Consider the following 12,332-nt stretch of genomic DNA (forward strand, 5'->3'; position numbering starts at 1 on the left):
TTTAGTAGAATTTATTTACTAAAACTATATAAAAAGATCAAAATTCGCAAAATCTCATTAAGGTAAATTATGACAATTGACTAAGTCAAAAGATGTGAAAACTTATTTTTGTATCATCCGCAACATTCTGATGCCATTCTAAACGGTTAGATATTTCTAGTTTAAAGAAAAATTAATGGACATTTGTTTGATAACTATCGATAACAACTTAAATAAGTCACTTCAGCCGAAAAGTGCAATTGGAATGTTATGGCTTCAAACACACTTCGAGAATGATCAGTGGGAAGCTTTATCAAACAATACAATAATTATTTCTGAGGAAAATTCCAAATTATTAATTGAAGACGCCACAGATGCAGGCCTTGATATTAAATGTTTTTCTGATATTTCAATGTTGGATGTTTTCCAAAAAAACGATTAAAATAATAATATTCAATCTCTAATCATGAAGAAAATTGAGGCGATCATACGTCCGTTTAAACTAGAGGATGTAAAAATTGCATTAGTAAACTCAGGTATTGTCGGAATGACAGTTAGCGAAGTCAGAGGTTTTGGGAGGCAAAAAGGACAAGTTGAAAGATATAGAGGTTCCGAATTTACTGTAGAGTTCCTTCAAAAACTCAAAGTAGAAGTTGTAGTGGAAGATGAAAAGGTTAATTCAGTAATAGATGCGATTGCTGAAGCAGCAAAAACTGGTGAGATAGGTGATGGAAAAATATTCATCACATCAATTGATTCTGTTGTGAGAATTAGAACTGGCGACAAAGATGAAGAAGCTCTTTAATTTAAAGAGTTTCTCTTACTAAATTTTGTATATATTCACTATTAATACGTGGATTTGATTCACTTTTGAAGCACATCCAAGCTAAATATTCATGATTTCCAGCAGGGCCTACTAAAGGAGAAGCTATCAAATTCTTTATATTCCATTGAAAACTTTTAGCAGTTTCAATAACAGACTCTATGGCCTCAGTATGGAATTTAGGATTACGAACTACACCACCTTTACTGACTTTATCTTTACCCACCTCAAATTGAGGTTTAATTAAAAATATCCCTTCTATACAATCTCCTACTAATAAATTACTAATGGATTTAAAAACTAACTTTAATGAAATAAAAGACAAATCAGCAACTACAAAATTTGGTAATTCATCACTTCTAGATAAAAGATCCTTAGGTTTTAAATTTCGAATATTTGTTCTTTCAAAAAGTACCACTTTTGGGTTTTTTCTAATCTTCCATGCAGTCTGTCCATAACCAACATCTATCCCATAGACTAACTTTGCTCCTTGTTGCAATAAGCAATCAGTAAATCCTCCCGTTGAGATTCCTGCGTCAATACATATTTTATCTTTTACTTTAATTTCAAGTTTTTTAAATGCCTCCAATAATTTTTCCCCTCCCCTTGAAACAAACATAGGTTCGGAATCAATAAAAAATTCAGATCCAATCAATACTTGATGTCCAGGTTTATCCAATACTTTTCCATTTATATCTCTAACCTTGCCAGCAAGAATTAAACCTTGGGCTTTTTGACGAGTTTCACACAAACCTTTTTTAAGAAGATAAAGGTCTAATCTAATTTTTTTAATCATCTATTCATCAATAACAAAAGACTGAATAATGAACTTATACAAGATTAAGATCCAAATTCTCTCATACCTTCTAATTTTAAATTAGAACTAAAAAATTACCCATTAATAAAGAAGGTAATAAACGCAAATATTTTTTATTTAAACTTTCTTTGATTGACAGAAAAATGTTACATAAGAAAATAATAATCAGGCAAATATGTTCAATGGCAAGTACATCTTTAAGGTATAGGGCAATAATTCAATTTTGGTTATAAAGTTTAAATTGATGTTTAATAAAAATCGTGATCGAGCGTTACACATTACCCGAAATGGGGAAAATCTGGACTGAAAGCTCAAAATTCCAGAGTTGGCTTAAGGTTGAATTAGCTGCATGTGAAGCAAATTTTTCCCTCGGGAAAATTCCTGAGAATGCCATGAAAGAGATACTTTCAAATGCAAAGTTTGATGAATCCAGAATTACTGAAATTGAGAAAGAAGTTAAACATGATGTCATAGCATTTCTTACAAGCGTAAATGAATTTGTGGGAGATTCTGGAAGATACATACATGTCGGTATGACCAGTAGCGATGTACTGGATACTGGCTTATCTCTTCAGTTAAAAGATTCTTGCGAATTGTTATTAGAAGAAATTGAGAACCTAGAAAATGAAGTCAGATTATTAGCTGGGAAGCATAAAAATACATTAATGATTGGGAGATCTCATGCAATTCATGGGGAGCCAATTTCTTTCGGTTTTAAACTTGCTGGATGGTTAGCAGAAATAATAAGGAACAAAAAAAGATTGTTAACACTGAAAGAATCTGTAGCAATTGGACAAATAAGCGGAGCCATGGGAACTTACGCTAATACAAACCCTGAGGTGGAACAGATAACTTGTGATTTACTAGGCTTAAAACCAGATACAGCAAGTACGCAGGTTATATCTAGAGACAGACATGCAGAATATGTTCAAACTATTGCACTAGTTGGCGCTTCTCTAGATAGATTTGCAACTGAAATAAGAAATTTACAAAGAACTGATGTTTTAGAAGTTGAAGAGGGCTTTACAAAAGGGCAAAAAGGAAGTTCTGCCATGCCTCACAAAAGAAATCCTATTCGAAGTGAAAGAGTAAGCGGTTTAGCAAGAATTTTGAGGAGTTACGTCTTAACAGCACTGGAAAATGTTCCACTTTGGCACGAAAGAGATATAAGCCATAGTTCAAATGAACGTATCATGTTACCTGACGTATCAATCTGTTTGCATTTTATGCTCAGGGAAATGAAAGAAATAGTACGCAATTTGGAAGTTTATCCAAAAAATATGCTCAAAAATTTAAATATATATGGTGGTGTAATCTTTAGTCAGAAAGTTTTACTTTTGCTTGTAGAGAAGGGCTTTTCTAGAGAAAAGGCTTATAGATTAGTACAAAAAAATGCTCATCAGGCCTGGAATACTCAGAATGGGAATTTTAAACAAAATATAGAGAGTGATAATGAAATAATGGATCTTATTGATCAAAGTGACTTAGAAGAATGTTTTAATCCTTCAATTCATCTCAATAATTTAAGTGTAATATGGAAAAAGTTAGGTATCTAGGATTACTGAAAACCTTATCTAAGTTAAACCAGTGTTTTCAGAGGAATAATGACAAAAAACTTTAGGATTGAAAAAGATAGTATGGGAAAAATAGAGGTTCCCATGGAAGCTTTGTGGGGCGCTCAAACACAAAGATCGATAATAAATTTTTCTATCGGAGAAGAATTAATTCCAATTGAGTTAATTTATTCACTCACCCTCATAAAAAAAGCTGCTTCAATTGCGAATTTCAATTTAGGTTTAATTGATAAAAGGAAAAAAGATTTGATTGTAGAGGCATGTACGGAAATACTTGATGGGCTTCATGATTCACAGTTTCCCCTAAAGATTTGGCAAACAGGTAGTGGTACGCAAACAAATATGAATGTTAATGAGGTAATTTCAAATATTGCAGCTTTAAAAACTAATTCAGAGCTTGGTAGTCATCAACCAATTCATCCAAATGATGATGTAAATAAATCTCAGTCAACAAATGATACTTTTCCTGCTGCTATTCAAATATCTGTTGTTAATGAAATAATAAAAAATTTAGTTCCAACAATAAGAAAACTTACGAAGATCCTTGATAAAAAAAGTGAAGAATGGAAAGACCTTATAAAGATAGGAAGAACCCATTTTCAAGATGCAGTTCCCCTTACTTTTGGGCAAGAAATATCAGGCTGGTCAGAGCAACTTAAAGATGCTGAGAATGCAATTATTATTAGTCTGAAAGAATTGTATTTCTTACCTCTGGGAGGAACTGCAGTTGGAACAGGGATTAATTGTCCAAAAGGATTTTGTGAAGAGTCTATAAAATCAATTTCCGATGATACTAATCTAATGTTCTATAAATCAAAAAATAATTTTTCTATCATGGCCTCTCATGATCGTCTAGCTCAAGTAATGAGTCAGATAAAAATATTAGCAGGTACATTATTTAAAATTTCAAATGATATAAAAATTCTATCTTCTGGTCCAAGATCAGGAATATATGAACTAATTATTCCTCAAAATGAACCTGGAAGTTCTATCATGCCGGGTAAAGTGAATCCAACTCAATGCGAAGCCTTATCAATGGTTTGCACTCAGATAATGGGTCTTGAATATGCAGTTTCAATGGCAAATTCCAGTGGCACTTTACAGATGAATGAATATAAGCCTCTTATTGGGTTTAATATTCTCACGAGTTTAAAATTAATAAAAAATGTAATAGAAAACTTCAGGATAAAATTAGTTGATGGGATGGAACCTAATCAAAAGAGAATGAAGTTAAATTTAGAAAATTCACTAATGCTGGTTACAGCCATAGTGCCAAAAGTTGGTTATGAAAAAGCAGCTGAAATTGCAAACCTTGCCTTCAAAGAATCATTAAATTTAAAAGAGGCTACACTTAAATTAGGCTATTTAAATGAAGATGAATTTGATGAAGCAATGAATATCAATTCAATGATTTGATTTAAAAAATTTAAGAATTATTGTCAATTCTTCTTGTTGCAGGATTAATATCTTCAGAGACTTTTATAAGATCATTAGATTCAGAAACAGGAAAACGATTAATAGCTTTTAATGCTAGCTTCGCTTTGCTTTTTAATTTATTACTAACACCAATACAGTATTGAACTTGAGAAAGGACATCAATTGATCTTCTAATAATCCTCACTACATCACCTTCGTCTAATGAAGTATTAAAAACCAAATCTTTCCATTTTTTTCCTCTTGCCCATTCAGAAATAATTCCAGTTAACTCTGTTTCTAAATAAATAGGAATTTCAATATGAAACTTATTTTGTTGAGAGGCGACTAATTTTCGCAAACCATCTAATTCATTAAAAACATCTATTACCTTTAAAGAAGGCTTAAAATTACACCAAAGATTGGGCCTCCTTATATCAACACAGATAGCTTGAATAATTGCAGCTAACTCAGGAGGATCTAAATCGTCTAAATAACCACTAACTAAAACCAGACCAATCCATAATTCATTTTCACTTCTTATTGCACCAACTGTTTGTCCAACTTCTGTCAATTCCAAATCATTTAAACAACCGAAATGATTTAAAATTTTAATCAAATTGGTAAAAGTTCTCCAGTTATGATTTTCTTTATCCTCAAGAAGTTTTTTTCTCATATATATTTCTTGTTCAACATCAACAATTCTTTTTCTATATTTCTTTAATTTTCTAGAGTCTCCAAATCTATGTGCGGGATGATCATTGACTATTTCTTCTAAATTATTAATTTGTTGCTGTTGTGTCAAAACTTCCGTTGACAAATCATATTGTTGAGTTTGTAAATCATTTTTTTTAGAAACTTCTAAAATTCGATCTGCATAACACTGCGACACATCATCCCCCCTAAATACCTCTCCAGAAAAATACATCTTTGGTACTTCAAGTCCTAAGACATCAATTGCATCCAAATCATTAAAAATACTTACAATGTATGAGGGTTTTATAAGAATAAATAAATTATCAACTGTCAAACACAATAAACTCTTTATTTTTTGGGATTCATATATTTTCTTACAAATTAATCCTGGAACAATTTTTCTTTTAATTTGAGGAGCTTTGATTGAAATTAAGCTTCCATCTTTAATATATGGGAGTGCATTAGTGATCTCTTCTGATAATTTTTCTGCTGCTTGTTTTTCTAATATTTTCAAGAGTCTTCTCTCTTCTTTAAGACGATTTTTCAACTTTTCGTAGGCATCAAAATCTTTCCATGAAACGTTAGATGTAATTTTTTTTAATTCAATTAAATCCTTATCTAAATTTTCAAGAATTATATTTTCACCTGAAGATTCACCTAAATATAAAAAACTACCAAAACTTCTTTTAATTAATTCTTTAGACTTTTCTAAAGTATAACTTTGTAAAAGATTAAGTACCATTCCATAACTAGGAGTGAATTGACTCTCTAAAGAATTTGGTTTGCTAATAGCCAGTGCACTTGCTTCTTTGGCACCTTCGAATCTTGTTTGTAATGTAACAACATATCCTTGGGTATCTTTTCCTCTTCTTCCAGCTCTTCCTGACATTTGCAAAAATTCACTGCTAAATAATAATCTATGCCCATCTTCTGTCCTTTTTGATAAAGAAGAAATAACAGTAGTTCTTGCGGGCATATTAATTCCTGCAGCAAGAGTTTCAGTTGCAAAAACAACTTTTATCAAACCTTGCTGAAATAATTCCTCAACCAATTCTTTCCATGCAGGCAATAATCCAGCATGGTGAGATGCGATACCTCGTTTTAATGCCTCGCATTGAGATTTATCTTTAATTGCCTCTTGATTATTTTTAAGATAAACACCTAATTTTTGGGATATCATATTCGCTTCTGAATAACTTACTAAAGTTAAGTCTTTTATATTCTCAATAGCCTTGTCACATCCTCTTCTACTAAAGATAAAATAAATAGCTGGCAACATATTTCGTTCAGCTAGTTTAGAGATCACAAAGCCAATTGAGGGAGACTTTGGTTGCATTATCCTGCCCACTTTTCCTTTCATTTTCTGCCCTTTTGGAGCTCTCCAAATCTTACAGTTTGGATGAATTCCATTACCCTTATTATTTAAAAGTGGATGGAGGCCCTTGATACTACAAAAAATAAAATCAAGTGGGACTGGTCTCTTATCGCTATTAATTAGTACTGTGGGCCCATGAACTTTTTCTATCCAATTTTGTAGTTGATCTGCATTCGCTATTGTTGCTGATAAAGCTATTATTTGAGTTCTAGTGGGGCAATGAATTATAGTTTCTTCCCAAACTGTGCCTCTTTGGGGGTCATTCATATAATGGCATTCATCAAGAATCACAGATTCTAAATTCTCTAAGGGATCATCAAATTCATCAAATTCGCCATAAAGCATGTTCCTAAAAATCTCAGTCGTCATAACTAAGATTGGTGCTTCTCTATTTATACTTATATCTCCAGTCAAAAGACCCACTTTATTATCACCATATTGATTAGCAAAATCTCTAAACTTTTGATTTGATAGTGCTTTTAAAGGTGTTGTATAAAAAACTCTACTGTCATGAGATAAGCCTCTATATATAGCAAATTCACCTATCAATGTTTTACCCGAACCTGTTGGTGCCGTTAAAACAACAGAATTTCCGCTATTAATAGCTCGAATTGCTTCTAATTGGAACTCATCTAGTGGAAAGGGGAAATATTCCTCTAAATTAAGCAATAATTGTGATTGATGAGAGGATGAGTTAACTTCTTAATATATGATCTATATAGATATTAATAAACAAAAAATACCTTGCAAACTTTAATAGTAAATCTAAATCTTTTTAATTAAATCCACTATATTTTATTTTGCCAAAATGAAAAAAATAAAAATTCCAAAAAATAGAATCCGTAAATTAAAAACATTTTCTTTAGGTAAAAAATCATTCGAACTTCTAAGTTTAAATTCGCAAAATAAAAAACTTATAGACTTATGCAGTAATGATTATTTTGGGTTAAGTAGGGACAAGGATTTAATAAAAGCTGCTTACGAAATAAGCATGTTAGAAGGTATTGGTTCAGGAAGCTCTAGGTTTATTACAGGTTCAAGACCAATACATAAATTATTAGAAACAGAACTTGCCAAGTGGCTTGATCAAGATAAAGTATTACTTTTCCCAAGCGGATTTCAAGCAAATATAGCCGCTATCCAGACTTTAGCAAACAAAAATAGTATCGTAATAGCAGATAAATTAATCCATAACTCTTTATTGGTTGGAGTTAAAGCTGCTCAAGCTAAACTAGTTCGATTTTCACACAATAATTTAAAAGATTTAGAAGATAAAATTATTAAGTCTAACCCCGCAAAAAATTCCATTTTAGTTGTTGTCGAATCTCTTTATAGCATGGAGGGATCAATTGCCCCGCTCAGAGAAATAACGGAAATTTGCAACAAAAATAGTGTTCAATTATTAGTTGACGAAGCCCATGCAATTGGGATCTTGGGCCCTGAAGGCAGGGGTTTAAGTTTTAATTATCGTTCGGATATAACAATGATTACTGGAACTTTTGGAAAAGCATTTGGAAGCGGTGGAGCTTTCATAGCTTCCAATTCAGAAATTGGTGAATATCTTATCCAAACAAGTGGTGCATTTAGGTATACAACCGCGCTTGCTCCCGCCTTAGCTGCTGCGGCACTAGAAGGTTTAAAAAAAATTTTAAAAAATAAAGAATGGGCTAATGATTTGTTATCTTCTGCGAAGATATGGAAAAATGAAATTATTAAAAATTTTAGTTTTCCAATTTTGGGAGATTCTCACATCTTATCTATTATTGTTGGCCAAGAAGAGAAGGCAATTTATCTACAAAAGTATCTCGAAAAAAATGGGTTTTTAGCAATTGCAATAAGACCTCCAACTGTACCTCTGGGTCAATCAAGAATCAGAATAACAATAAGAAGAAACTTAGATTCTAATCTGCTAAAGAATTTCATTAAAGTTTTAAAAGAGTTTAAATGAAACAAATCATTACTCAACATGGGTGGGGACTAAATAAACATTTCTGGGATGAATATAAAGTTGATTTTTTAAAGAATAATTGGCATTGGCAAGATAATGAAAGAGGATATTTTTCGAAAGATAATTTTCAAGCAACATGGATTAAAAGCGACCAAAAAAAAGAAATCAGAATGACTTTATGCCATTCATATGGTTTTCATTTAATGCCAAAAACAATTTTAAAAGAAGCTACTCATATCGTTCTAATAAATTCTTTTAATAATTTTCTGCCTTTAAGTAATAAGAGAAACTTTATTTTGAGGTCTCTAAAAAGAATGGAAACAAAAATCATAAAAGATGCGACAAAAGATATTTTGAAAGAATTTATACATAGATCATTTATGCCAAACGATATAAATTATAGTTTTAGAAATATCTTATATAAAAATTTAGAAAGTTTAAATAAAACTCTTCTTTTAAATGATTTAAAACAACTTTACATCAATAGAGATTTTCCAGTTTTTTTAAAAAAAGATTGCAGAATTATTTTTATAAAATCAGAAAATGACTTGATTCTTGATAACGAAGCAAATAATAACTTTTTAGATTTCTTAAATAGAACAATTGATAGGAAGCCCATCTTAATCAAATTAGCTCAACAAGGTCATTGCTTAACTAATTTAAATTTATACGAGATTTTATTTAAAACATTTAATGATTGAAATGGATAATACAAAGTGGAATGAGAAAATAAAAAATAATTTTAATGATGCTGCAAATCGGTATTTAGAGCATTCAAATATTCAGAAATTTTTTGCAAAAAAGATTGTTCAATTTATCAAAGAATTAAATCCCCAAAAAAAAGGTGAATGGATAGATCTAGGATCAGGACCAGGAATATTAGCTGATGAAATAGAAAAAAGTTTTTCTTCCCAAAAAGTATCCAGAATTGATTTCAGCAAAAAAATGCTTCTTGAGAATAAATTATCTAGTAAAAAAATTTTATGGGATTTGAATAATGATTTACCTCCTGAAATCAATAACTGTTCTCTATTAACATCTAACTTTTGCATCCATTGGTTAAACAAGCCAGAAAAGATAATAAAAAATTGGTTTAGTAAATTAAAATCTGGAGGGTTTTTAATCATTTCTTATCCAACAAAAAATTGTTTTCCTGAATGGAAAAATACTTGTAGAAAAATTGATATTGAATATAGTGGTCTTAATTTCCTTAGCTCTAAAGAATTATTAAAAGATTTCAAATCAACTGAAATTTATTATTCAGAACAGTTTAATTATCTTGAAAATTTTGAAGATGTATATAAGCTTTTTAGAAGCATTAAAAATGTAGGGGCACAATCAACAAATTGTAAACTCAAAACAGTAAAGGAGTTAAAAAAAATGCAAAAGTTTTGGCCTAAGAATTACAATAATACAGTTAACCTTTCATGGCAAATTGAGATTCAAATCATAAAGAAATTATGAGTAGTCAGGATAGTATTTTCAAATTTATAATTTGTGGAACAGATACTGATATTGGAAAAACTTTAATAAGCTCTTTTTTCGTTAAAGGATTAAATTCCTTTTATTGGAAGCCTATTCAAAGCGGTATTGAATCGCAAACTGATAGTCAAACTGTTGAAAAGCTTGCACAATTAAGTAAAGAAAAAATCATCAAAGAAGCTTATGTCTTTACTAAACCTTTATCTCCTCATTGGGCTGCTGAAATAGATCAAAAAACTATTAATTTTGACAAGTTGAGATTGCCAAAAGTGCAAGGCTCATTAATTGTAGAAACTGCAGGTGGATTAATGGTTCCAATAACACGAAATTTTTTGCAAATAGATCAAATAAAACAATGGAATCTTCCGGTAATACTTGTATGCAAGAGCTCACTTGGCACTCTTAACCATACCCTACTTAGTATTGAGGCCTTAAAACGAAGAAATATTGAGATTTTAGGTTTAGTAGTTAATGGTGAAAAACACCTAGATAATCCAAGAACACTAGTTGATTTTAGTGGTATTCCGTTAATTGCTGAATTTCCTTACATCGAAAAAATGGACTCAAACAATTTAGATATAATATGGAAAGAACTAGACATCAAGAATAAGTTGATCTCACTTTTAAACTCAAAAATAAGTTAAATGAAATCTTTGGATTCAAAAACTCCAAATCAAGATTGGCACCCAAATATTTGGCCACCTTTTACACAAATCAATAACAGCAAACCGCAAATAGAAGTAACTCATGGGCAAGATGCCCTCCTATTTACTAAAAATCCTAAAAAAGAGCTAATAGATGCAATCAGTAGTTGGTGGGTAACTCTTCATGGACATAGTAACCAATACATTGCGGATGCCATTTTCAATCAATCAAAAAAACTTGAGCAAGTTATATTTGCTGATTTTTTACATCCACAGGCAAAAAAATTGGCGGAAAGACTTAGTAAATTAACAAAACTAGAACGATTATTCTTTTCTGATAACGGTTCTACTGCAGTGGAAGTTGCTTTAAAAATTGCCTTCCAATCATGGCAAAATAGAGGAGAGACAAGAACTCAAATAGTAGCTTTTGATGGCGCCTATCATGGCGATACATTTGGAGCAATGGCTTTAGGTGAAAGAAATATTTTTAATGAGAATTTCGATAATCTTATGTTCCCAGTTAGGAGAGTCCCATGGCCTTCAACTTGGATGAACGATGAAGAAGTAGAAAGTAAGGAAAATGAGGCGATCCAAAAATTAGAAACTCTACTTAAAACTCCCACAGTTGCAGTAATACTTGAGCCACTTGTTCAGGGAGCAGGAGGGATGAATATGGTTAGGCCTCAGTTTATAAAAAAAGTTTCAGAAATTATAAACAATAATAATTCTTTGTTAATTGCTGATGAAGTTTTGACTGGGTTTGGAAGATGTGGAAGTCTTTTTGCGTTTCAAAAGGCAAAAATCGTTCCCGATTTAATAAGCATTTCAAAAGGCTTAACTGGTGGATTTTTACCAATGGGAATAACTTTATGTAAAGAAAAAATTTTTCAATCCTTTATTGATGATTCCCCAAGAAAAACTTTTTGGCATGGACATAGTTTTACTGCTAATCCTTTAGGTTGTGCTGCGGCAAACGCTAGCCTTGATTTATTAGAAAAAGAACCACACAAATACCTTTCATTTGAAGAAAAACATTTATCTCACTTAATTAAATTTCAAAACTTACCCTATATAAAAAAAATAAGGGTATCCGGCACAATTGCTGCCTTCGATTTAGATATTGGGAACAAAAAAGGTTATTTCAATAATATTGGGAAAGAAATAAAGAGTCTTGCAATGGAGCAAGGTTTATTTATTAGACCTCTCGGAAATGTTATTTATCTCTTGCCACCTCTCTGTATAACCGATGATCAATTAGAAAAAAGTTACTGGATAATAAGGCGAATCTTAGAAAATATTTAGATAGAAATTTAAGGTCCCTGCAGTATTGCATTTTCCACATCTTCTCTATTAATGCAATAGGAAAATAGTCTTTTAGTTTCTTGTCCTTCACTTTCCCAAATAACACTTAAATCTTCTTGTTCAAAAATAATAGTTGCATTCCAATTTGAAAGTAACAGATACCATTTAGATGGATTATTAATATCCTTCACAGCACCCAAATCAGTTAGCCACAATTCCAATGATTGCAGTGAATTTTGATTGATAGGTTTTTTAGAGGGATTCACAGACTTTTTAAAA

Annotated in this window: 12 protein-coding genes; 9 read left to right on the plus strand and 3 right to left on the minus strand. The window is 31.2% G+C overall.

What is annotated here, in order from left to right:
• The first annotated feature begins 175 nt into the window (after positions 1–175).
• Together HA140_RS08040 and HA140_RS08045 are read left to right on the plus strand one after the other, a co-directional pair.
• Positions 176–421, plus strand: a complete 246-nt coding sequence (locus HA140_RS08040) for a hypothetical protein (RefSeq protein ID WP_209040599.1) — start codon at positions 176–178, stop codon at positions 419–421.
• Positions 422–445: 24 nt separating this feature from the next.
• Entirely contained in the window at positions 446–784 is a 339-nt protein-coding gene (locus HA140_RS08045; RefSeq protein ID WP_011377098.1) for a P-II family nitrogen regulator, read from the plus strand.
• Position 785: 1 nt separating this feature from the next.
• Here HA140_RS08045 and HA140_RS08050 read toward each other — a convergent pair whose 3' ends face one another.
• A complete protein-coding gene (locus tag HA140_RS08050) occupies positions 786–1,598 on the minus strand; it encodes a TlyA family RNA methyltransferase (RefSeq protein WP_209040600.1) in 813 nt (270 codons plus the stop codon).
• A gap of 281 nt (positions 1,599–1,879) precedes the next feature.
• Between HA140_RS08050 and purB the strand changes: the two genes are divergently transcribed.
• Both purB and HA140_RS08060 read left to right on the plus strand, forming a co-directional pair.
• Positions 1,880–3,175 (plus strand): adenylosuccinate lyase, encoded by a 1,296-nt coding sequence (gene purB, locus HA140_RS08055; RefSeq protein ID WP_209040601.1) that lies wholly within the window; start codon positions 1,880–1,882, stop codon positions 3,173–3,175.
• 48 nt (positions 3,176–3,223) lie between these two features.
• A complete protein-coding gene (locus HA140_RS08060; protein WP_209040602.1) occupies positions 3,224–4,609 on the plus strand; it encodes a class II fumarate hydratase in 1,386 nt (461 codons plus the stop codon).
• Positions 4,610–4,619: 10 nt separating this feature from the next.
• On the opposite strand, the gene HA140_RS08065 is transcribed toward HA140_RS08060, so the two are convergent.
• Entirely contained in the window at positions 4,620–7,346 is a 2,727-nt protein-coding gene (locus HA140_RS08065) for a DEAD/DEAH box helicase (RefSeq protein ID WP_209040603.1), read from the minus strand.
• A 139-nt stretch (positions 7,347–7,485) separates the two neighbouring features.
• Between HA140_RS08065 and HA140_RS08070 the strand changes: the two genes are divergently transcribed.
• The 5 genes from HA140_RS08070 to bioA are packed head-to-tail and all read left to right on the plus strand — an operon-like array spanning position 7,486 to position 12,053.
• A complete protein-coding gene (locus HA140_RS08070; protein ID WP_209040604.1) occupies positions 7,486–8,625 on the plus strand; it encodes an aminotransferase class I/II-fold pyridoxal phosphate-dependent enzyme in 1,140 nt (379 codons plus the stop codon).
• Positions 8,622–9,326: a hypothetical protein gene (locus HA140_RS08075; protein ID WP_209040605.1), complete on the plus strand. Its 705-nt coding sequence runs from the start codon at positions 8,622–8,624 to the stop codon at positions 9,324–9,326. Before HA140_RS08070 ends, HA140_RS08075 begins: the two co-directional genes overlap by 4 nt.
• Positions 9,319–10,089, plus strand: coding sequence for a methyltransferase domain-containing protein (locus HA140_RS08080; protein ID WP_209040606.1), 771 nt, complete (start codon positions 9,319–9,321; stop codon positions 10,087–10,089). The genes HA140_RS08075 and HA140_RS08080 overlap by 8 nt, the downstream gene beginning before the upstream one ends.
• Positions 10,086–10,751: a dethiobiotin synthase gene (gene bioD, locus HA140_RS08085; RefSeq protein ID WP_209040607.1), complete on the plus strand. Its 666-nt coding sequence runs from the start codon at positions 10,086–10,088 to the stop codon at positions 10,749–10,751. The genes HA140_RS08080 and bioD overlap by 4 nt, the downstream gene beginning before the upstream one ends.
• Positions 10,752–12,053, plus strand: coding sequence for an adenosylmethionine--8-amino-7-oxononanoate transaminase (gene bioA, locus HA140_RS08090; RefSeq protein WP_209040608.1), 1,302 nt, complete (start codon positions 10,752–10,754; stop codon positions 12,051–12,053). It abuts the gene before it with no gap.
• Between the two features lie 8 nt (positions 12,054–12,061).
• Here the strand turns inward: bioA and HA140_RS08095 are convergent, their stop codons facing one another.
• Positions 12,062–12,319: a DUF3143 domain-containing protein gene (locus HA140_RS08095; RefSeq protein ID WP_025923542.1), complete on the minus strand. Its 258-nt coding sequence runs from the start codon at positions 12,317–12,319 to the stop codon at positions 12,062–12,064.
• Positions 12,320–12,332 lie beyond the last annotated feature (13 nt).

This window comes from Prochlorococcus marinus CUG1417, from assembly GCF_017695975.1.
GTDB classification, from domain to species: Bacteria; Cyanobacteriota; Cyanobacteriia; order PCC-6307; family Cyanobiaceae; genus Prochlorococcus_A; species Prochlorococcus_A marinus_AG.

Bases quoted from the DNA above. Each gene is read 5' to 3' on its own strand.
- HA140_RS08040 (WP_209040599.1), top strand. From the start codon at position 176: ATGGACATTTGTTTGATAACTATCGATAACAACTTAAATAAGTCACTT.
- HA140_RS08045 (WP_011377098.1), top strand. From the start codon at position 446: ATGAAGAAAATTGAGGCGATCATACGTCCGTTTAAACTAGAGGATGTA.
- HA140_RS08050 (WP_209040600.1), bottom strand. From the start codon at position 1,598: ATGATTAAAAAAATTAGATTAGACCTTTATCTTCTTAAAAAAGGTTTG.
- HA140_RS08060 (WP_209040602.1), top strand. From the start codon at position 3,224: ATGACAAAAAACTTTAGGATTGAAAAAGATAGTATGGGAAAAATAGAG.
- HA140_RS08070 (WP_209040604.1), top strand. From the start codon at position 7,486: ATGAAAAAAATAAAAATTCCAAAAAATAGAATCCGTAAATTAAAAACA.
- HA140_RS08075 (WP_209040605.1), top strand. From the start codon at position 8,622: ATGAAACAAATCATTACTCAACATGGGTGGGGACTAAATAAACATTTC.
- HA140_RS08080 (WP_209040606.1), top strand. From the start codon at position 9,319: ATGATTGAAATGGATAATACAAAGTGGAATGAGAAAATAAAAAATAAT.
- bioD (WP_209040607.1), top strand. From the start codon at position 10,086: ATGAGTAGTCAGGATAGTATTTTCAAATTTATAATTTGTGGAACAGAT.
- bioA (WP_209040608.1), top strand. From the start codon at position 10,752: ATGAAATCTTTGGATTCAAAAACTCCAAATCAAGATTGGCACCCAAAT.